The sequence below is a fragment of the Candidatus Atribacteria bacterium genome (assembly GCA_011056645.1).
Taxonomy (GTDB): domain Bacteria; phylum Atribacterota; class Phoenicimicrobiia; order Phoenicimicrobiales; family Phoenicimicrobiaceae; genus Sediminicultor; species Sediminicultor quartus.
Window position 1 is genome coordinate 1 of the sequence record DSEL01000067.1, and the last position, 21,627, is coordinate 21,627.

The following is a 21,627-nucleotide window of genomic DNA, read 5'->3' on the forward strand; positions in this document are numbered from 1 at the left end:
GAGAAAATATTGGTATGGTTCAACAGGATGTCTTTTTATTTACCGGTTCAATAAAGGAAAATATATTATATGGAAAGCCTAACTCTGAGGATAAAGAAATTATAGAAGCGGCTAAAAATGCCAATATTCACGATTTTATTATGGGTTTGCCTGAAGGATATGATAGTTATATTGGAGAAAAGGGAATAACACTTTCCGGTGGTCAAAAACAAAGAATATCACTCGCCAGAGCATTTTTAAAAGATCCTGCTATACTTATTCTGGATGAAGCTACCTCGGCTTTAGATAGTGAAGCTGAAATTGTAATACAACAAGCTTTAAAAGAATTAACTATCGGTAGAACGGTGTTGGTAATTGCTCACCGGTTGTCTACTATTAAAAATGCTAACCAGATAGTGGTTTTAACTGATCAGGGAATAAAAGAAAAAGGTAATCACGATGAGCTTATAGCCAGGAAAGGATTATATGGCAAGCTATACCATGCTCAATTCAAAGGTTTTATACCGGATGAAATAGAATGAAAATTGTTTTTCTTAAAGCAATCTACAAGAATAAATACGATAAGAATAAGCTAGTTGTGCTTCAACAATCTTTTAGTTATACTTAATGGTAACAACACCGAAATCAGACAATTCTTAAAGAACAATCAAGATCAAATGATTAGGGGAAAAAATGGTCTATCGTTCTAATGATCAAACTAATATCATAAAAAAAATAGAAGAATTACGAGAAAAGATTAGGCATCATAATTATCGCTATTATGTTTTGGATGATCCAACTGTTTCAGATGCTGAATATGATCGATTCATGAGGGATTTAATAGAATTAGAAGAAAAATACCCCCAATATGTTAACGTCTATTCTCCCACTCAGAGAGTGGGTGTAGAGCCAGTTTCTCAATTTAGCACAGTAAAACATATTGCTCCCATGTTAAGCCTGGCGAATGCCTTTTCAACTGAAGAGCTGCGAGCTTTTGATCAGAGAATAAAAAAGTTAGTTTCACAAAAGATTAATTATGTAGTAGAACTGAAGATTGACGGACTGGCTGTTGCTTTAGTCTACGAAAACGGTATCTTTATAAGAGGAGCAACCCGAGGAGATGGAGCAATAGGAGAAGATATTACTTACAATCTTAGAAGCATAAAGACCATTCCTTTGAAATTGTTTGGTAAAGATATGTCCTCTCGCATTGAAGTTTATGGTGAAGTATACATGAAAAAGAGTGATTTTAAGAAATTAAATGAAGAACGAATGAAAAAAGGAGAGAATCTTTTTGCTAACCCGAGAAACGCTGCAGCTGGTTCAGCCAGGCAGCTTGATCCTCGAATCACCGCTCAAAGACACTTAGATACTTTTATTTACAGAATAACTTTTTCCCAGGAAAATAAATTCAAGACCCATATAGAAATTTTGGATTATCTAAAAAAGATCGGATTTAAAGTCAATCCTCATATAAAACTTTGTCAAGATATAGGGGAAGCTATTAATTACTGCCAGGAATGGATAGAAAAGAAAGAAGAGTTGGATTATGAGATTGATGGGATGGTCATTAAGGTTAATTCCTTGAAAATAAGAGAAGAGTTAGGCTCAACTACCCGAAGTCCTCGTTGGGCTATTGCCTATAAGTTTCCTGCCCAACAATTATCGACAAAAATCCAGGATATTGTGGTTCAAGTAGGGAGAACGGGAACGCTGACTCCGGTAGCCATACTAAATCCGGTTAGGATATCCGGCTCGATAGTGCAGAGAGCAACTCTGCATAACGAAGATGAAATTAAAAGGAAGGATATTCGAATCGGAGATGTTGTCTTGATTCAAAAAGCCGGAGAAGTTATTCCGGAAGTAGTTAAAGTAATAAAAGAGAAGAGAACGGGCAAGGAAAGAGAATTTATTATGCCCCAACAATGTCCGGTATGTGGTGCAAAGGTTTTTAGGTTGGAAAATGAAGTGGCTTCTCGATGTAATAGTCTTGGCTGTTCCGCTCAAATAAAAGAAAGGATCAGGCATTTTGCCTCCCGAAATGCTATGGATATTGAGGGCTTAGGACCGGCAATAATTGATCAATTAGTAGAGAAGAGCTTCATTAAAAATATTTCAGATTTGTATTTTTTGAAAAGGAGTGATTTGCTTTCTCTTGAGCGGATGGGTGAGAAATCTGTTGATAATTTATTAGATGCTATTGAAAAGAGTAAAGAAAAATCTTTAGGTAACTTAATCTATGGTTTAGGTATACGTTATGTGGGAGACCATACGTCAGAAGTTATTACCAGATATTATTCTACCTTGGATAAATTGGGAAAAGCTAAATTAGAAGAATTAATTGAAATTAATGAAATTGGCCCCAAGATTGCAGAAAGTATCATTCTTTTCTTTAAAGAGAAGAAAAATATAGCAATTATTCAAAGGTTAAGAAGTGCTGGTTTAAATTTTAAGCAAGAAGAAGAGAAAACAAGTGAAGAAAAAGGAGCTCGGATATTAACCGGTAAGCAGTTTGTCTTAACCGGTACTTTAAAAGATTTTACCCGTAGCCAGGCGCAAGAAATAATCAGTAAATTGGGAGGTAGAGTCACCGGTAGTGTGACTAAAAAAACGGATTATGTAATTGCCGGCTTAGAACCGGGATCAAAATATCAAAAAGCACAAGAATTAGGGGTACATATAATGAATGAAGAGGAATTTAAAAAAATAATCAATAAAACAGTTAGCTAGTTATCAAATTTGTATTTTATTATTTAAACCAATTAACTAAATTCATGGAGGATATTATGGCTGAAAAAATAATCACTAAAAAAGAAGTAGAATATGTTGCTAGATTAGCTAAATTAGAGTTTAATGAAGAAGAAAAAGAAGAATTTACTTCTCAATTAAATTCCATTTTAGACTATTTCAAAAAATTAAATGAACTCGATACTGAAAGAATTAAGCCTACTGCTTATATTATCTCCATGCCCAACCTGCTAAATGAGGACAAGATTGAACCTTCTTTATCGCAAGATGAAGTCCTTTCCAATAGCCAATATGTTAAAGAAGGTTATTTCAAAGTACCAAGAATAATATAAGCTGTAATTTGAGTAAAGTAAAAGGAGGAATAGTAGTTGACCTTTAACCAATTAACTGCTCGCGAAGCTGTAGATTTAATTAAACAAAAGAAAATAACTGCTTATGAAGTCATACGAGATATTTTTAATCAGATAGATAAAGTAGATAATCTAATCAAAGCATTTCTTGTTACTAATCGAGAAGAAGCCTTAAAACAAGCTGAGGAAATAGATCGAAAAGTGAAAAAGGGAGAAACACTTCCTCCTTTGGCTGGTGTAGCTGTTGCCGTTAAGGATATTATAACTACTCGAGGAATAGAGACCACTTGCGGTTCCAGAATACTTAAAGGTTTCATCCCACCCTACAATGCTACCGTAATAACTAAATTAAAGAAGGCGGGAGCAATAATAATAGGAAAAACCAATATGGATGAGTTTGCTATGGGTTCATCCAATGAAAATTCTGCTTTTGGCCCCACCTATAATCCCTGGGATTTGGAAAGAGTTCCCGGTGGTTCAAGTGGCGGTTCAACTGTGGCAGTAGCTGCCGATGAGACCTTGGTTGCTTTGGGTACGGATACGGGAGGTTCCATTCGGCAACCGGCATCTTTCTGCGGAATAGTGGGGTTAAAACCAACTTACGGAAGAGTCTCTAGGTATGGTTTGATTGCTTACGCCTCATCTTTAGATCAAATAGGGCCTATTACCAAAGATGTGACCGATTGTGCTCTGCTAATGAAAATTATTGCCGGCCATGACCGCAGAGATTCTACTTCCGCAAATTTAGAAGTTCCTGATTATTTAAAATCTTGTCAGGAAGGAATAAAGGATTTGAAAATAGGTATTCCGAAGGAATATTTTATAGAAGGAATAGACCCGGAAATAAAGGCTGCATTGGATAAAGCTTTGAAAATATTTGAGAAATTGGGAGCAAATATTGAAGAAGTGTCATTACCTCACACTGAATATTCCCTGCCTACCTATTATTTAATTGCCACAGCAGAAGCGAGCTCAAATTTAGCGCGGTATGATGGAGTGCAATATGGTTATAGAGCAGAAGAATATGAAGATTTATCTTCTATGTATCAGAAAACCAGAAGTAAAGGTTTTGGAAGTGAAGTAAAAAGGAGAATTATGTTAGGTACCTATGCCTTGAGTTCGGGTTATTATGATGCTTATTATTTGAAAGCGCAGAAGGTGCGTACTCTAATAAAAGAAGATTTTGATAGAGCATTTAATCAATTCGATATTCTTATTACTCCGACTTCACCTACCCCTGCTTTTAAGTTGAATGAAAAGGTATCAGATCCCTTAACCATGTATTTATCTGATATTTTTACCCTTCCTATTAATTTAGCCGGTATACCCGCAATTTCTCTTAATTGTGGATACAGTAAAAGTAATCTGCCTATAGGCTTACAAATTATCGGCGGATATTTTAGTGAAGAGACTCTACTTCGAGCAGCCTTCAATTTTGAACAAAATAATAGGGTAGAAAAGAAGAAGCCATTGATGAAACTGGCAGAACATAAGGAGATAAAAGAATGAAAGAAGAGATAGTAATCGGTTTAGAGATCCATATTCAATTGATGACTAAAGCAAAAATGTTCTGTCATTGCAGTACTGATTACATTGGAAAAGATCCCAATACCAATATTTGTCCGGTATGTTTGGGTTTACCCGGTTCACTTCCCGTACTGAATAAAAAAGTATTAGAATTTGCGGTCAGAACAGCCGTGGCTTTAAATTGTGAAATAAATCAAATTAGCAGATTTCACCGTAAAAATTATTTTTACCCCGATTTACCCAAAGCTTATCAGATATCTCAATATGATCTTCCTTTGGGTAGAAATGGATATATGGATATATTTCTCCCTAAAAGCAGAGAAAGTAGCAGAATTGGTATTACTCGAGTTCATATAGAAGAAGACGCCGGAAAACTAGTTCACGAGGGAGATATTACTTCTTCCTCTTACTCTCTGGTAGACTATAACCGTTGTGGGATACCTTTGGCTGAGATTGTAACAGAACCTGACTTTCGTTCTCCCGAAGAAGCTCGAATTTTCTTGATACAATTAAGAAGTATGGTCCAACATTTAGGAGTATGCGATGGAAACATGGAAAAAGGATCGATGCGTTGCGATGCAAATATTTCTCTAAGAAATACAAAATCAACTACTTTGGGTACCAAAGTAGAAATAAAGAATATGAATTCCTTTAAGGCAGTTAAAAAAGCCTTGCAATTTGAAGTAGATCGCCAAAAGATGCTCTTGAAAGAGGGAATAGAGATTATTCAGGAAACCAGACACTGGGATGAATCAAAGAATGTTACGGTCTCAATGCGGAGTAAAGAAGAAGCTCATGATTATCGTTATTTCCCTGAACCGGATCTCCTGCCGCTTAAATTAGATTCAAAAATGACTGATGAGATCAGAAAAAATCTTCCTGAATTACCTGAAGTGAGAAGAGAGAGATTCATTAAAGATTACCAAATTCCAACATACGACGCTGAAATACTCATTTCGAGTAAAGCGTTGGGAGATTTTTTTGATAAGGCTGCTTCATTATATTCTAATAGTAAAGTTCTAAGTAACTGGATTATGGGGGAATTAATACATTATTTGAATGAAAATAAAATAGAGATAGAGGATTCTCCTATTTCTCCGGAAAAATTAGTGGGGATGTTGAAATTAATCGATGAAAAAGTAATTAGCGGAAAGATGGCGAAGGGAATATTTGAAAAAATGTTCAAAACCGGGGAAAATGCCTCCAAAATCGTAAAAGAAAGCGGAATAATCCAGATCACCGATAAAAATGAATTATCTGAAGTAATAGACAGGGTAATTAGGGAAAATCCTGAATCAATAGAAGATTTTAATCAAGGGAAAGAAAAAGCCTTACATTATTTAGTAGGACAGGCTATGCGTTATACAAAAGGAAGAGCAAAACCCGATTTTGTCTTTAATACCCTAAAACAGAGATTAAAATAAAGATTATAAGGTTGTTTGTGATTATTTCTTTTTAAAAAGATTGAAAAATCTATCCTGATATTGTTCAAATATTCCCCAATTATCCAGTTCTTCTTTTAATTCTACCGGCTTTAATTCTCCTTGTTCCACTAACTTAAATAAAAATTCTATTTCCTCTCGGGCAGCAACCGGGATACCATATCTATCTTTGGAGACAACAGCTTGCCCCATATGGTTTATTCCTATATACCCTTTTCTTCTAAAATCAGGTACCTGAGCGGTAGTTACACTTCTCGCCATCATATCTAAAATAAACTTCGAAAGAGATACATCCCATAGGCCGGCTACCCCCTTAATAACAGCACAAAGGGAGTCTCCCTTTTTATTAATTTCATGATTAATATTTTCTGCTACAGCCACTAAAGGACCGGAAACGAAATTCATTTCGTCAAGTTCTTTGTTGACTTTAAATTTATATAGAATTCCAGCCAAATCAGGATATTGACTGGCCAGTATTTCAAAGGCTTTTTTTGCTTCACCACTAAATCCTTCTATTCTAAACATATAGGAAGGAGTTAGTAACTTAGGTTGGTACCAGCTTACTTTTCCTTCCCGGACTACTGTTTCTAAATTATCTTTGGTAAATTCAGAATAGACCGGTTCAGTCAGAACATAATAATGAATAATCGAAGAACCAAAAGTAGATATCAGCTGTTTTGGCCTTCTTAGTATCTCTGTATGTTCAAAAACATACCTTATTTTCTCATTCATATTCATTTTGAGCTCCTATCTAATTCGAAAAAATATTTAATTCTTTTTTTATTTCTTTATCCAATACGAAATATGCTATAAGAATTTTCCATAATTTCTGTTATATATTATCTTTTATCTTTGCGAGATACGATTACGAGATACTTATTGCTGTTCTGATTTCTATATCCTATCTTCCTATTTTCATTTCTTTATCATTCACTATTCACTAACGACTATTCACTATTTATTAATCAACATGACAAAAAAAATATTTTAATATATAATGTTACCGTTAATATTTTACTACAAACAGGGGGGTTGTGTCACCTTTTCATTCCATTTGAAAAATAATTATGGGGAATTGGTTAAATCATAACCTATTAAATCAAAAAAAAGAGAGAAGGGGATTATTATCAGAAAAATTATTATCGGAGTCATGGGCGGGGGAGAAATTGTTAATGCCGCTGATTATGAAGATGCCCGACGCTTGGGTGTCCTCATTGCCCAAGAAGGATGGGTTCTGCTAAATGGGGGAAGAGCTTCCGGAATTATGGAAGCCTCAGCCCGAGGGGCCAAAGAAAGCGGTGGGTTAACTATCGGTATTTTACCCGGGAATGATCCGACCTGGGCTTCTAAGTATATCGATATTCCCATATTAAGTGGTATAGGTTTTGCCCGGAATTACATCAATGTATTAACCAGCGAAGTAATAGTGGCTCTTTCCGGAAGAACAGGAACTATTTCAGAAATTGCATTAGCTCTAAATATTGGGAAAAAAGTGATCTCCTTAAATTTTGATTTGGGGACTTTGTTTAAAGAATATGAAGAGTCGAAACAATTGATCTATGCTAAAGAGCCTGAAGAAGTGATAGGTTTAATTAAAAAAATATTAAGCAGTGGTGGCAATAGGGGAGATAGAAGATATGTCTAAGATATTAATGAGGATAGATGGAGCCTGTTATCCCAATCCAGGAAATATGGCTATCGGGATAGTGATTTATAAAGACGGAGAATTACTGAGTAAAATAAGTGAGGCTATTGGTTACGGAACTAACAATATTGCTGAATATAGAGCTTTAATTAGGGGATTGGAAGAAATAAAAAAGCTCGGTGCCGAGAAAATAGATATATATTGCGATAGCCAACTATTGGTAAAACAGTTAAATAAAAAATACAAAGTTAAAAATACAGGAATTATCCCCCTATATAATCAGGTAGAAGAAATTGTTCGATCCATTCCGGGAAAAGTAAATTTCATTTGGAATAAAAGAGATGATAACACCCAGGCTGATAGTTTGGCAAAAAGAGCATTGACCGAAGAAGAGATTGCTAAAAGAGAAAGAGCTGCTCAAGAATTAAAGGTCGAACAAAAAGGTGGTTATTTTTTGGTTAGCAGTTCTAAACCGGGAAAGTATTATAAGGTTGATATAAATATCCCTCTATGTGAATGTGTAGATTTTTTAAGCAGAGCACGAAAATTGAATCTCGAATGTAAGCATATTATGGCAGTTCGGAGCTTTTTGCACCAGTCGGCAAGCAAAAGAGAGACCAAGAGCAGACCAAAAATGAAAATATTGGTATTAAGCAAGATGGTACATCCTCAAGAATGGGAAGAAGCTTTTAAAGAATTAAATAAAAAAGCAAAACTTAATTGTGAGTTTATTATCCCGAAAAAAGAGGATAGGGTAAGTATAAAAAAATACCTTAAAGAGGTTGAAGCGATTATAGGAGGCAATTTTAGTAAAGAAGACCTTGACCAGGCTAAGAAGTTAAAATTAATTCAAATTCCTTTTGCAGGAGTAGATAAATTAGATTTTAATCTCTATAAGAACTATCGGAATATATTTATTTGTAATATCCATACCAATAAAGAAGCAGTCACCGAACATGCCTTTGCTCTTATTTTAGCTCTGGCTAAAAACATTGTTATCAATGACAGAGATTTAAGGATAGGTAGGTGGCATGGATTTTCTACCCAAGAACCTACAGTTCAGCTTTCGGGGAAAAGTTTGGGAATAATAGGCTTAGGTTCAATCGGATGGGAAATTGCTAAAATGGGTTATGGTTTAGGCATGAAGGTTTTTGCTCTGAAAAGAAAAATAGAGAAGAAGGATTCAGAAAAGAAAAATATTCTGGAATTTCTAGGAGAAAAAGAAGATTTAGAGAAAGTGATTAAGGAATCGCATTTTATTGTTATAACAGTTCCCCTGACGAATGAAACCAGGGGATTAGTTGGAAAGAAAGAATTACAATTAATGGAGGGGAAATATCTTATAAACGTTTCCCGAGGAGAGGTAATAAATGAGGAGGCTTTATTTGAATCATTACAAAATGGTAATCTTGCTGGAGCAGCAATAGATACTTGGTATCAATATCCTTCTTTGGAACTAAGAGAAGTACAACCAAGTAAATATGATTTTAATAAATTAACCAATCTGGTGATGAGTCCCCATACCGCAGGATATACCGACAAGGCATTAAAAGAAAATATTAAATCTGTTTTTGATAATATAGTAAAAATATATTATGGAGAAGAACCGGAAAGTATAATAGATCCAGAATTAGGATATTGATATAGTCAGTATCGAGTATATAGTATTGAGTAAATAATTAAGATAAATTTGTCAGATTCTCAAATCTTGAAAATATTTTATTTTTTTAGTCATTCTTTTCTTTCATTTTTCTCTTTACTATATACTTTATACTATATACTCGATACTGTATTTTCAGGGCTTGGTCAAATATTTCAAAAATTCAGAATCAGTAGAAAGCAAGACCGTAGTTTTATCTTTAAAGGTTAGCTTATATGATTCTAAAGTCCTAAAAAATTTGTAAAATTCGGGGTCTTGATTGAAACTCTCAGCATAGATTCTTACTGCCTCTGCTTCTCCTTCACCTTTCAAGGTTTGAGCAGTTTTATAAGCTTCCGCCAAAATAACTGTTTTCTCTCTTTCCGTTTCGGCAATAATTTTAGCTGATTCTTCTTGCCCTTCCGCACGATATTGTTTGGCAATCCGCTCTCGTTCCGCTTTCATTCTATCAAAAATATATTTTTCGTTTTCCGGAGGTAAATCTACCCTTTTAATCCTTACGTCTAAAATTCCTATGCCATAGGTATTGGCTTTTTCATTGCTTACCTCAGTGACTCTTTTCATAACTCCTTCTCTTTTTTCTGAGACTATTTCACTCATATCAAATAAACCTAAATCTACTCTTAATTCGGAGTAAATGATGTCATCCAATCTTGCCTGGGCACCATTTAAATCTCGCACAGTTTGCAAAAATGTCAAAGGATTAATAATTTTCCAGCGAGCATAATTATCCACAATCAGGGTCTTTTTGTCCTTAGTAATGATTTCAGTAGGAGCAGCATCATAGGCTAATAACCTGTCTTCAAAAAATACTACATTTTGTATGAAAGGAAGTTTCCAGTGCAGGCCGGCATCTTTAATCGCTCTTATCGGTTTACCAAATTGTAAAACAATTGCCTGTTTAGTTTCGTCAACAATAAACAAGCTTAAATTTGCTAAAAATAAGAGCACTACCAAAATTATTATTAATATCGTTCCTTTTTTCATTACTTGGTCACCTCCTGGGAGGGAGTAGTTAGAATACTTGAATTACCTAAGGGTAATAAATTTAATAGAGATTGATTTTCTTTTAAGTCAACGATTACTTTGTTCATGTTCGGTAAAATTTCTTCCATGGTTTCCAGATAAAGTCGGGCTTGAGTTATTGATGGACTTTTCTTATATTCGATAAAAATACTATTGAATTTAGCTACATCGCCCTCCGCTTTTTTTATTCTCTCAATCTTGTAACCTTCAGCTTCTTTACTAATTTTTACTGCTTCTCCCCGGGCTTTGGGAATTACATCATTTTTATACCCTTGGGCTTGATTTATATACTTACTTTTATCCTCTTTGGCGCTGGCTACATCTTTAAAGGCTTCTTGAACTTCCTTGGGAGGGTTAACATCTTGTAGTTGAACCGCAACTATAAGGATTCCTGATTGATAAGAATCTAAAAGTTCTTGCAGTAATTTTTTTGTTTCCTCTTGAATTTCATATTTTCCCACAGTAAGTGCTTCATCAATTTTTCTTTCTCCAATTACTTGTCTTAAAGCGGCTTCAGCAGCATTTTTGACTGTCTCTTCAGGAAGAATAATATTAAAGAGATAATTCACCGCGTCTTTAATTTTATATTGTACAATAACATCTGCACTAACAATGTTTTCATCTCCGGTCAACATCAGTGCTTCGGTGGGAACATCCTGGTATCGAGTTGGCGGACCATAGCTAAGGGTACGGAATCCTATTTCAATTCTTTTTACTTGAGTAACAGCAGGAGTGACTACTGTTTCTATGGGATAAGGCAAATGGTAATTAAGGCCCGGACTTTCTATACGAGTAAATTTACCAAATCTTCTAATGACTCCTTGTTCATCCGGAGCAACTACAAAAATGCCACTGGCAAGATACAGAGCAACGACTAAAATTAAAATAATCCCGAATGTTTTCATAGAGAATTTAAATTTTGGAATTTTTTCAGCAAGATTAATGATCTTTTCTTTTTCTTCATTATAATAGTCAGGCATAAGAATCTCCTCCTTTATTTAATTTTTGTTATTAAAACTATATCATTAATTTCAATACTTCTCAAATTTATTAAATAATATTGAAATACTATGTCGCTACTAAATTATCCTTGAAATGAAAAATTAAACAAGTTATAATAGTTAAAATTCAACAACTAACAGACTTACTTGAAAGAAATCGAAATTTTTCAGTATCCCCTAAATAAAAAAAATAACAAAAAAAGGAGAAAAAAAGATGGCTTTTGTAACGACTAAAGAAATGTTAAAAGATGCTCAGAAAAGAAGATATGCTATTGGTGCATTTAATGCTAACAACATGGAGATTATTCAAGCAATAGTAGAAACCGCCGAGGAAGAAAATGCACCGGTGATTTTACAGGCTTCTCAGGGAGCTATAAAATATGCGGGGTTAGACAGTATTGTAGCTATGGTAAAAATAATGGCTGAAAAAGCCAAGATACCGGTTGCGCTGCATTTAGATCACGGAACGGATTATTACCAAAATATAAAATGTTTAAGGGCAGGGTTTACCTCTCTAATGTTTGATGGATCAAAATTACCGTTCAATGAAAATGTTGATATGACTAAAAAAGTAGTAGAAATGGCTCATGCTTGTGAAATTCCGGTAGAAGCAGAATTAGGTCAAATAGGTACCATGGGAGATAGTGATGAACCCGGAGTGGCTTTAGAGAAACTAAAAGAAAGTATGGCTGTTCCGGAGGAAGCTGTAAAATTTGTGGAGTTGACCGGAATTGATTCTCTTGCTGCTGCAGTAGGGACTATTCACGGATGCCGTACTCCTTTTGCAAAATTAGACATTCCTCGAATCGAGAGAATAAGAGAATTAACCGGGGTTCCTTTAGTTTTACATGGAGCCTCCGGAGCGAATGATGATGAGGTTAAAAAAGGTATTGCAGCCGGGATATGCAAGATAAATATAGATACCCGTATAAGAATGGTCTTTACCAAAAAGATGAAAGAGATACTGGAAAAAAATCCAGACCAGATAGATCCTCGCAAAATATTGGGGCCAGCAAAAGATGCAGCTAAAGAGATTATTCGCGATAGAATAAGGGTCTTTGGCTGTAACGGAAAGGCGTGATGAATATGATAAAAAGAATAGGCATTTTGACTGGAGGCGGAGACTGCTGTGGATTAAACCAGACGATTAGAGGCGCGGTTTATAGAGCTAAAGATTTTAATTACGAAATATTCGGTATTCGTGATGGCTGGAAAGGTTTATTAGAAGGATTGATTTCTCCTATTACTTTGACAGATGTTGAGGAATTAGTAGATAAGGCAGGCACTTATTTAGGTTCATCCCGAACTAATCCTTACAAAATAAAAGGTGGTATAAAAAACGTTTTAAGAACTATTAAAAATTATGGTTTAGATGCTATAATAGCTGCTGGCGGAGAAGATACTCTAGGAGTGGCTAATCAATTATACAAAGAGGAAAAAATAAACATAGTTGGTGCTCCGAAAACTATGGATAATGATCTAAATGGAACTGATTATACTTTCGGCTTTGATAGCTCAGTAACTAGAGCAGTAGAAGCTCTACGATCTTTGGAAGATACTGGACGCTCTCATCATCGGGTTATGGTTTTAGAGGTTATGGGGAGACATGCTGGTTGGGTTGCACTCTTTACCGGAATTGCCGGTGGAGCTGATTGGATTTAGATTCCCGAATACGAAACAGATATTGATGAAATGTGTAAACAATTGCAGAGAGTATATGTAAGAAAAAGATATGCCCTTGTTGTTACTTCAGAAGGAGTAATACTTCCCGGGACTTCTGGAGAAAAAGAAGAGTTGGATCAATTCGGGCATATGATTTTAAAAGAAAGAGGAGTAGGTAACCAATTAAAGAAAGTAATCTGCGAAAAAACGGGATTAGAAGTAAGGCATTCCGTAATTGGTCATATGCAAAGAGGCGGAATACCCACAGTTTTTGATAGAATTTTAGGACTTCGATCAGGAGTAACTGCCGTTAATCTAATTCATGAAGGAAAATATGGTTATATGGCTGCTTTAAAAGGAAATGAAGTTATCGGTGTTCCCTTAGAAGAAGCAGTAAGCAAACTGAAATTAGTAGATAAAAAATGGTGGAAATTAGCAGAAGTATTTTTTAAATAAAAAACTGTATCAAGTATCGGATAGATAATAAAGAGAAAACAGAAAGATAAGAATAACCGAAAAAACAAAAAATGTTTTCTTCAATTTAATGATGTCTTTATTAATTATTCCTTCGTTACTGTTTTACCAGACGAATAGTTTCTTTCTAAACTATATTTTAGATACTTGGTACTGTTTTTCTTTATACTGTTCTTTCTCGATACGGTCTTCCTAATTGCACTAACACTATATAATCTGCATTTTACTATGTACAAGATACTACGGCTCATACGATGCGAGATACGAAATTACAGGGAGGGATTATACCTCAATGATGTGGCATGCAAACTTTGTTCACCTACATGTTCATACTGAATATAGTCTATTAGATGGAGCCTGTCGGATATCGGAATTAGTTGCCCAGGCTAAAAAATTTAAGATGCCTGCCTTGGCTATTACCGATCATGGTGTTATGTACGGAGCTATACAGTTCTACAAAGAAGCTATTCGACAGGGAGTAAAACCTATCATAGGGTGTGAAATGTATGTTGCACCAAGAAGCAGATTTGATAAATCCTCTCAAAGGCAAGAAACCCCCTACCACCTAATACTCTTAGTAAAGAATAATGAAGGCTATAAAAATCTAATAAAGTTAGTTACTTTATCTTACCTGGAGGGTTTTTATTATAAACCGAGAATTGATAAAGAAATATTGAGAGAAAATAGCGAAGGATTAATTGCTCTTTCAGCTTGTTTAAAAGGAGAAATATCCCAATGTATTTTGCATAAAAATATTAAAAAAGCAAAAGAAGTAGCTCTTGATTTTTTAGATATTTTTGGAGAAGAAAATTTTTATTTAGAATTACAAAAAAATGGGATTCCCGAACAGGAAATTGTAAATAAAAATCTCATTGAAATAGGCAAAGAACTTTCTATTCCTTTAGTGGCGAGCAATGATATCCATTATATAAATAAGCAAGATGCTCGGGCTCATGAAATTTTACTTTGTATCCAAACAGCTACTAATTTAAATGACACAAAACGTTTAAAATTTGCTACCGATGCCTTTTATTTTAACTCTCCGGAGGAAATGGGAGAAAATTTTTCCCATATTCCACAAGCCCTCGAAAGTACCCTCCGCATTGCCGAGAAATGTAATTTAGAAATAGATTTCAGGCAGGCTCAGTTACCTGAATTTAAAGTACCTCCCGAGTACAATATTAACACTTATTTAAAAACACTTTGTTATAAGGGGCTTAAAGAGAGGTATTCCGAAGTTTCAAGGCTATTGGAAGAGAGGCTGGAGTACGAGCTTTCAATAATTAAAAAGATGGAATTTGAACCTTATTTTTTAATTGTATGGGACTTTGTAAGATATGCCAAAGAAAAGGGGATTATGGTGGGGCCTGGCCGAGGTTCCGCAGCAGGGAGTTTAGTCGCCTACTGCCTAAATATTACTAATATCGATCCTATGGCTTACGGATTACTATTTGAAAGATTTTTAAATCCGGAAAGAATTAATATGCCAGACTTTGATATTGATTTTTGTTATGAAAGAAGAGAAGAAGTAATCGAATATGTTTCCAAAAAATATGGTAACGATAAAGTAGCTCAGATAATTACTTTTGGCACTATGGCAGCCAGAGCTGCCGTAAGAGATGTGGGGAGAGCACTGGGGATTCCTTATGCTCGAGTGGATACTATTGCTAAAATGATCCCCTGGGAACTCAATATTACCATTAAGAAGGCTTTACAGATGGAGAGCCGGCTCAAGGAGTTAATGAAAAACGATGAGGAGATAAAAAAATTAATTGAGACAGCTTCCTCTTTAGAAGGTTTATCACGACATGCTTCTACTCATGCTGCAGGTATAGTGCTTTCTCAAAAGCCACTGACTGATTATGTCCCTTTACAAAAGACAGCCGAAGGAGAAATATGCACCCAATATGCGATGGCTGAATTAGAAGAACTGGGATTATTAAAGATGGATTTTTTAGGGCTTCGCACTCTTACTGTTATAAGTAATGCCTTAAAAATAATCAAACATACTCGAGGAGAGAGTGTTGATATAAACAAGATTCCTCTGGACGATAAAAAAGTATACAAAATGTTGTCTAAAGGAAGCTGTACCGGTATCTTTCAGTTAGAGAGTGAAGGAATGAGAGATTTAGTTAAAAGATTAAAGCCTGAAAATATAGAAGATATTACTGCCCTACTGGCATTATATAGACCTGGCCCTTTGGGAAGTGGCATGATCGAGGATTTCATTAATAGGAAAAGGGGAGCGATAGAAATTAAATATTCACATCCTCAATTAGAATCTATATTAAAGGAAACTTATGGAGTAATCGTTTATCAGGAACAGGTGATGAAAATTGCCAGTGAGTTAGCCGGTTTTAGTTTGGGGCAAGCAGATATCTTACGAAAAGCTATGGGAAAAAAACAGAAAGGAGTGATGGAAAAGCAAAGGGAACTTTTTATAAAAGGGGCTCAGAAAAATAATATTAAAAAAAATACAGCCGCTGAAATTTTTGATTTGATTGCCTATTTTGCCGGTTACGGATTTAATAAGTCTCACAGTGTTTCTTATGCCTTTATCTCGTATCAGACTGCTTATTTAAAAACGCATTATTCCATAGAATATATGGCTTCTTTACTCACCAGTATTATGGGAAATAACGATAAAGTCGCCTTGTACATTAAAGAATGCCGAAATACAAATATTAAAATACTGCCTCCCGATATAAATCAGAGTCTGGTCAATTTCACCGTAGTAGGAGGAAAGGCTATTCGTTTTGGATTAGCGGCGGTAAAAAATGTTGGTGAGAAAGCTATAGAAAGCATTATTAATGAACGCAAAAAAAATTCTAACTTTATTTCTTTACTCGATTTTTGTCAGAGAGTTGATCTAAGAGTAGCGAATAAAAGAGTGGTCGAAAGTTTAATAAAATGTGGTGCTTTCGATTCTATTGGTGCAAGAAGATCTCAATTATTAGCCGTTTTAGATGATTCATTAAAAAACGGGCAAGAATTTCAAAAATCTAAGAAAAATGGGCAAACCTCAATTTTTGATCTTTTTGAAGAAAGCAGTTCGGATATAAATAACCGTTTTTCCCAGGAAAACTTACCAGATATATCAGAATTTTCTAAGAATGAGCTTTTAGCTATGGAAAAGGAAATGTTAGGTTTGTATATTTCCTACCATCCTTTAAATGACTACAGTGAAAGATTAAAGAAAATTATCACTTGCACCTCAATCGAATTAGCTAACTTTTCAGATAAAAGTAGTGTAGTTTTAGCAGGAGTAGTTAATAATTTAAAAAGAAAAAGCACTAAAAATGGAAACCTTATGGCTTTTATCGGCCTGGAAGATTTAGAGGGTACGGTAGAAATAATCGCTTTCCCTAAGATTTATGAAACCTGCAAAGAAACGATAAAAAAGGATGATATTATTATAACCGAGGGACATGTTGATATTACGGAAGGAAAGACCAAAGTAATCGCCGAGAAGATATCTCTTTTAGAAAAATATGTGGAAGATAAAAGGTCTACTCTCAAAAAACAAGGAAAGAATCAAAATCTTACCCAAATACTTCATCTTGAGATTACTACAGGGAAAAAAGAACCCGACCTTTTAGAAAAATTGAAAAAATTATTTTTTACCTATCCGGGAAAAAGCCAGGTAGTCCTTCATTTTAAGGATCAGGATAAAACTATATTACATGCTATAGATAAAAAATACTCAGTGAGCATTGGTGATAAATTTATGGAAGAGCTTCGCGTTATTTTAGAAGACGAAAAAATATGGACAGAAAAATATTAAAGAATAATAAAAATTACTATAGAGGGTTTATTTATAATGTGGAAAGTTATTTATATTGCTAAGGATATTTTATTAGCCAGAAATTTAGAAAAAACATTGAAGGAAAAAGGAATTGTAACTATTTTAAACCAATTAGAAGCGGGAAAAGATGAATTAAACGGAAATGTAGAAATTTTAGTACCTAAATGCGAAACGCAAGAAGCAGTTGATTTAATCAATCAAATTCTGATTAATAATGTTTTATTAGATGATGATTAATCTGTCCACATGGATGGTTAGTTAGGGAAGGGGTATATTGACCAATTAACTAGTTTGCTGGGTACTAAATGACAAATTAAAGTGGTGCCGAAGGTCGGAGTCGAACCGACACGAGCTTTGAGGCTCGCTGGATTTTGAGTCCAGTGCGTCTACCAATTTCGCCACTTCGGCATTGTGGTTCTCTGTTTTAAAATTATAGGTTAAGTAGTATTTATTGTCAAGAAAAAGGTGAACGAAAGAGAGAGTTATGAATAATAGAAAAAAGTTTATTTTGATCGACGGTCAAGGTTTGCTCTATCGTGCTTTTTATGCCTTACCTCAGTTAACGACTACATATGGTCAGATAGTCAATGCGGTATACGGATTTACCATGATATTAATCAGATTATTGGAAGAAGAGAAACCGGATTATATGGTAGTTACTTTTGATACGCCTGTTCCCACTTTTAGACACAAGGAGTTTAAAGAATATAAGGCTAATCGAAAGAAAATGCCTGACGAATTAATCAGTCAAATACCTTTAGTTAAAGAAATAATCCATAATTATAATATTGCTATCTGTTCTAAAGAAGGTTATGAAGCAGATGATGTAATCGGTACCTTGGCAAAGGAAGCTGAGCAAAGAAATTGTAACACAATTGTTGTTACCGGAGATAAAGATGCTTTCCAGCTTATATCTCCCCACACCAAGATCATGTCTACTATTAAGGGAGTGACCGAGGTGAAAATTTATGATGAAGAGGGTATTAAGAAAAAGTATGGAATAAGTCCGGAGAAAATGGTAGATATTTTAGCGCTAAAAGGAGATATATCTGATAATATCCCGGGTGTTCCGGGTATAGGAGAAAAGACTGCCGTAGCTTTAATCAAAGAATTGGGCAGTATAGAAAATATTCTGAGTAATGTAGACAAAATATCCAAGAAATCTTTAAGAGAACAGATAAAGAAATATGAAGAGCAGATCAAGATGAGTAAAATGTTAGCCACTATAGTAAGCGAAGTACCTATAGAGGTCAATTTTGATTCTTTTAAAGTTGAACCTGCAAATTATTCGGAATTGTGGAAAATATATAAAAAATTAGAATTCAAAAATCTACTAAAGAAGATCGCTCCCAAAATTATTCAGGAAAAAACAAAGTTAACCTTCAATTTGATTAACACCAAAGTAGAATTAGAAGAATTGGCGAATAAAATTAACGAAAGAAAATATTTTTCTTTCTATCTGGTTACTTCTTCAGAACATGCGATTTCCTCAAACATTTTAGGGATAGCCCTCAGTTTTAAAAATAATGAAAATTATTATATCTCCTTATTTGCCCTGAGCTTAATGGAACGTTCCGCCCAGCTTTCACTCGAGTTGGTTTTGGCTAAGCTGAGGCCGTGCTTCGAGAATCAAAAAATTATTAAAATTAGTCATGATCTTAAATTTAATTTTATAGTACTTAGTAGGCATGATGTCAAAATGGGAGGAAATAATTTTGATACCATGATTGCTGCTTACTTACTAGATCCCTCGAGAGAAAGCTATAGTTTAAGGGATTTATTCTGGGAATATTTGAAATATTTCACTGGAGAAGGAAAAGAAATTGAAAAAAAAGGAAAAGGAAGTATAGGGATAGAAGATGCTTGTGAAAATGCTCAGAAAATAATGAAATTACAAGAACTTTTAGAAGATAAAATGGAAGAAAAGAACCTAATTTCATTATTCAGAAAAATTGAAATGCCTTTAGTAAAAGTATTAGGAGAAATGGAAATTGATGGTATTAAAGTAGATATCTATTTTTTAAAAATGATTTCCCGGCAAGTTAATACACGTCTGGGAGAATTAAAAAATACTATTTATAATTTATCAGGAACAAAATTTAATCTCAATTCTCCTAAACAGTTAAGTGTTATACTATTCGAAAGATTAAAATTACCGGTAGTAAAAAAGACAAAAACTGGCTATTCTACCAATGCGGACGTGCTTAATATCTTGGCTCCTCAACATAAGGTCGTGTCTTACATTCTGGAATATAGAGAGTTAGAGAAGTTAAAAAATACTTATATCGACAAATTACCCTTCTTAGTGAATAGTAAAACCAAGAGGATACATACCTCTTTTCATCAAACGGTTACTTCTACCGGAAGATTAAGCAGTAGCGAACCCAATCTTCAAAATATTCCCATTAGAACTGAAATGGGAAGAGAAATCAGAAAAGCTTTTATCGCTGAAGAGAGATATTTATTACTTTCAGCAGATTATTCTCAGATAGAACTGCGTATTTTAGCGCATCTCTCCCAGGATGAAAGTTTGCTTGATGCTTTTAAAAATGATGAAGATATTCATGCTCATACCGCCTCGGGGATATTTAATATTGATCAAAATATAATTAGCCCGGAGATGAGAAGAATGGCCAAGATAATTAATTTTGGTATCATGTATGGAATGGGCAATTATGGTTTAGCAGGTAATTTGGGAATAGGGAGGGGAGAAGCCGAACAGTATATTAATAATTATTTTTTAAGATATCAAGGGGTTAAAAAATATATTGAAAGGGAGAAAGAAGAAGCTCGAAGGAAGGGCTATGTATTAACTCTATTAAATCGAAGAAGATATTTGGAAGGCATCAATAGTCAGGATAGAAAAATACGAGAATTTAATGAAAGGGTTGCTATTAATGCACCAGTTCAAGGAAGCGCAGCTGATTTAATAAAATTAGCCATGATTAAAATCGATGAATCCTTTAAAAAGGAGCAATTTCAAAGTAGATTGTTACTGCAAATACACGATGAATTAATATTTGAGGTTTACCAGCCAGAATTAGAACAAGTTGAGCGCACTGTTAAAGATATTATGGAACATAGTTTGGAACTTTCCGTTCCCATAAAAGTTAATTTGAAGACCGGTAATAACTGGGCGGAACTTAATTAGTATATGGTATATCGTATATCGTGAAGAAGAAATCGGTAAATTATATTATATTGTATCTTGAATTTAAAACTAACGACTATTCACTAACGACTTGTACTATAACAATATCTAATAGATTAATAAAATATGTTACCATGATACTGGATGAGTTTGTAGTAGGCAAGGTCAACTAAACGACTGGAACCATCATGGATATTTCATGATAAGTTCGATAATTAGATGGACCGCCCTTCTCCAATCTTGGACAGTATCAGAAGCGAAAGGGTATAGACCCATTTCAGCTTGGGTTGCCACAAGGTAAAGTTACAGAAGGGCGACCCACACAAACTCTCCTAAAATAATTAGGAGGTTTCTACCATGTATTATATCGGAATTGATGTCTCAAAGAAAGCCCTTTCAGTATTTGATGGCCAAAACGATATGGAATTTGTAAACCAGGAAGGTTTAAAATCTTTAAAAAGGTATCTGAAGAAGAGATACCAGACCTTTGACAATTTAGGCATTATCTTTGAAGCTACCGGGGTCTATTCGGATCATCTCAAAACATTCTGTGCGGATCATCGGATAAAGGTTTTTATCTTAAATCCCAAGCAGAGTCACAATTTTGCCAGGTCTTTAGGCAAGCGCTCCAAGACCGACAAGATCGATGCCCGTACCATCTACGGTTATTGCAAACTCATTGCTAAAGAGAAGATGCAAGTGCCGGTCATAAACCAGGAAGCGAAGATACTCTCTTCTTACCTGACCAGCTATCAGTTTGCCCAAAAACAGCGGGTATCACTTGCCAATCATCTCGATAGCATTCAAGACAAAGACCTATCAAAATTATTAAAACAGGAATTAAAAAGGGCGCAAAGATTAGAGGATAAACTCTTATCTGATATGAAAACCCATATCAAGGATCACCCGAAACTACAGAAAGATTTTCAAAGACTTTTAACTATCTCCGGTGTCGGAGAAAAGTTAGCCCTTACCTTGCTTGCATTATTTATTAATTATCAAGGTACGAACCGGGCTCAGATCACTGCTTTAGTAGGACTAGATCCTACCAAAAGAGAATCGGGCACCTCGGTAAAAGGTAAAGCCAAGATCAGTAAAAATGGCAATCGGCACATCCGAAAGATGCTCTATATGCCGGCCCTTAGCGCTATTAAAAA

At 34.7% G+C, this 21,627-nt stretch carries 15 protein-coding genes, 1 tRNA gene and 1 pseudogene; 13 read left to right on the forward strand and 4 right to left on the reverse strand.

Going from position 1 to position 21,627, the window contains the following annotated elements; translation table 11 throughout:
• From ENO17_02620 to gatB, 5 genes are all read left to right on the forward strand, one after another.
• The coding region (locus ENO17_02620; GenBank protein ID HER23934.1) for an ATP-binding cassette domain-containing protein at positions 1–521 on the forward strand (521 nt) is incomplete at its 5' end.
• A 151-nt stretch (positions 522–672) separates the two neighbouring features.
• Positions 673–2,709, forward strand: coding sequence for an NAD-dependent DNA ligase LigA (ligA, locus tag ENO17_02625; GenBank protein ID HER23935.1), 2,037 nt, complete (start codon positions 673–675; stop codon positions 2,707–2,709).
• Positions 2,710–2,765: 56 nt separating this feature from the next.
• On the forward strand, positions 2,766–3,059 hold the full coding sequence (gatC, locus tag ENO17_02630; GenBank protein ID HER23936.1) for an Asp-tRNA(Asn)/Glu-tRNA(Gln) amidotransferase subunit GatC: 294 nt from the start codon (positions 2,766–2,768) through the stop codon (positions 3,057–3,059).
• A gap of 36 nt (positions 3,060–3,095) precedes the next feature.
• Complete coding sequence (gene gatA / locus ENO17_02635; protein HER23937.1) at positions 3,096–4,586, forward strand: Asp-tRNA(Asn)/Glu-tRNA(Gln) amidotransferase subunit GatA; 1,491 nt, start codon at positions 3,096–3,098, stop codon at positions 4,584–4,586.
• On the forward strand, positions 4,583–6,028 hold the full coding sequence (gene gatB, locus ENO17_02640; protein ID HER23938.1) for an Asp-tRNA(Asn)/Glu-tRNA(Gln) amidotransferase subunit GatB: 1,446 nt from the start codon (positions 4,583–4,585) through the stop codon (positions 6,026–6,028). The genes gatA and gatB overlap by 4 nt, the downstream gene beginning before the upstream one ends.
• Positions 6,029–6,049: 21 nt before the next feature.
• On the opposite strand, the gene ENO17_02645 is transcribed toward gatB, so the two are convergent.
• Positions 6,050–6,784, reverse strand: a complete 735-nt coding sequence (locus ENO17_02645; protein ID HER23939.1) for a hypothetical protein — start codon at positions 6,782–6,784, stop codon at positions 6,050–6,052.
• Positions 6,785–7,196: 412 nt separating this feature from the next.
• On the opposite strand from ENO17_02645, the gene ENO17_02650 reads away from it, so the two are divergent.
• Together ENO17_02650 and ENO17_02655 are read left to right on the forward strand one after the other, a co-directional pair.
• Positions 7,197–7,691 (forward strand): TIGR00725 family protein, encoded by a 495-nt coding sequence (locus tag ENO17_02650; GenBank protein HER23940.1) that lies wholly within the window; start codon positions 7,197–7,199, stop codon positions 7,689–7,691.
• On the forward strand, positions 7,684–9,333 hold the full coding sequence (locus ENO17_02655) for a reverse transcriptase-like protein (GenBank protein ID HER23941.1): 1,650 nt from the start codon (positions 7,684–7,686) through the stop codon (positions 9,331–9,333). The genes ENO17_02650 and ENO17_02655 overlap by 8 nt, the downstream gene beginning before the upstream one ends.
• Positions 9,334–9,486: 153 nt before the next feature.
• Here ENO17_02655 and hflC read toward each other — a convergent pair whose 3' ends face one another.
• Together hflC and hflK are read right to left on the reverse strand one after the other, a co-directional pair.
• The gene (gene hflC / locus ENO17_02660; protein HER23942.1) at positions 9,487–10,338 is read right to left on the reverse strand and encodes a protease modulator HflC; all 852 of its coding nucleotides are present in this window, start codon (positions 10,336–10,338) and stop codon (positions 9,487–9,489) included.
• Positions 10,338–11,357 carry an FtsH protease activity modulator HflK gene (gene hflK, locus ENO17_02665; protein ID HER23943.1) on the reverse strand — a complete coding sequence of 340 codons (1,020 nt, stop codon included), beginning with the start codon at positions 11,355–11,357 and terminating at the stop codon, positions 10,338–10,340. Before hflK ends, hflC begins: the two co-directional genes overlap by 1 nt.
• A gap of 235 nt (positions 11,358–11,592) precedes the next feature.
• On the opposite strand from hflK, the gene fba reads away from it, so the two are divergent.
• From fba to ENO17_02685, 4 genes and pseudogenes are all read left to right on the forward strand, one after another.
• Positions 11,593–12,459 carry a class II fructose-1,6-bisphosphate aldolase gene (gene fba, locus ENO17_02670; GenBank protein ID HER23944.1) on the forward strand — a complete coding sequence of 289 codons (867 nt, stop codon included), beginning with the start codon at positions 11,593–11,595 and terminating at the stop codon, positions 12,457–12,459.
• Positions 12,460–12,464: 5 nt separating this feature from the next.
• Positions 12,465–13,496, forward strand: a pseudogene (locus tag ENO17_02675) (ATP-dependent 6-phosphofructokinase).
• Positions 13,497–13,809: 313 nt separating this feature from the next.
• Positions 13,810–17,298, forward strand: coding sequence for a DNA polymerase III subunit alpha (locus tag ENO17_02680; protein HER23945.1), 3,489 nt, complete (start codon positions 13,810–13,812; stop codon positions 17,296–17,298).
• Between the two features lie 36 nt (positions 17,299–17,334).
• Entirely contained in the window at positions 17,335–17,556 is a 222-nt protein-coding gene (locus tag ENO17_02685) for a hypothetical protein (GenBank protein HER23946.1), read from the forward strand.
• A gap of 82 nt (positions 17,557–17,638) precedes the next feature.
• Here the strand turns inward: ENO17_02685 and ENO17_02690 are convergent.
• Positions 17,639–17,727, reverse strand: a tRNA-Leu gene (locus ENO17_02690).
• Between the two features lie 76 nt (positions 17,728–17,803).
• Between ENO17_02690 and polA the strand changes: the two genes are divergently transcribed.
• Complete coding sequence (gene polA, locus ENO17_02695) at positions 17,804–20,470, forward strand: DNA polymerase I (GenBank protein HER23947.1); 2,667 nt, start codon at positions 17,804–17,806, stop codon at positions 20,468–20,470.
• Positions 20,471–20,827: 357 nt separating this feature from the next.
• The coding region (locus ENO17_02700) for an IS110 family transposase (protein HER23948.1) at positions 20,828–21,627 on the forward strand (800 nt) is incomplete at its 3' end.

Coding starts and splice junctions, on each gene's coding strand:
- ENO17_02645 (HER23939.1), bottom strand. CDS start 6,784: ATGAATATGAATGAGAAAATAAGGTATGTTTTTGAACATACAGAGATA.
- ENO17_02680 (HER23945.1), top strand. CDS start 13,810: ATGTGGCATGCAAACTTTGTTCACCTACATGTTCATACTGAATATAGT.
- ENO17_02685 (HER23946.1), top strand. CDS start 17,335: ATGTGGAAAGTTATTTATATTGCTAAGGATATTTTATTAGCCAGAAAT.
- ENO17_02655 (HER23941.1), top strand. CDS start 7,684: ATGTCTAAGATATTAATGAGGATAGATGGAGCCTGTTATCCCAATCCA.
- gatB (HER23938.1), top strand. CDS start 4,583: ATGAAAGAAGAGATAGTAATCGGTTTAGAGATCCATATTCAATTGATG.
- hflK (HER23943.1), bottom strand. CDS start 11,357: ATGCCTGACTATTATAATGAAGAAAAAGAAAAGATCATTAATCTTGCT.
- polA (HER23947.1), top strand. CDS start 17,804: ATGAATAATAGAAAAAAGTTTATTTTGATCGACGGTCAAGGTTTGCTC.
- gatC (HER23936.1), top strand. CDS start 2,766: ATGGCTGAAAAAATAATCACTAAAAAAGAAGTAGAATATGTTGCTAGA.
- fba (HER23944.1), top strand. CDS start 11,593: ATGGCTTTTGTAACGACTAAAGAAATGTTAAAAGATGCTCAGAAAAGA.
- ligA (HER23935.1), top strand. CDS start 673: ATGGTCTATCGTTCTAATGATCAAACTAATATCATAAAAAAAATAGAA.
- ENO17_02650 (HER23940.1), top strand. CDS start 7,197: ATGGGCGGGGGAGAAATTGTTAATGCCGCTGATTATGAAGATGCCCGA.
- hflC (HER23942.1), bottom strand. CDS start 10,338: ATGAAAAAAGGAACGATATTAATAATAATTTTGGTAGTGCTCTTATTT.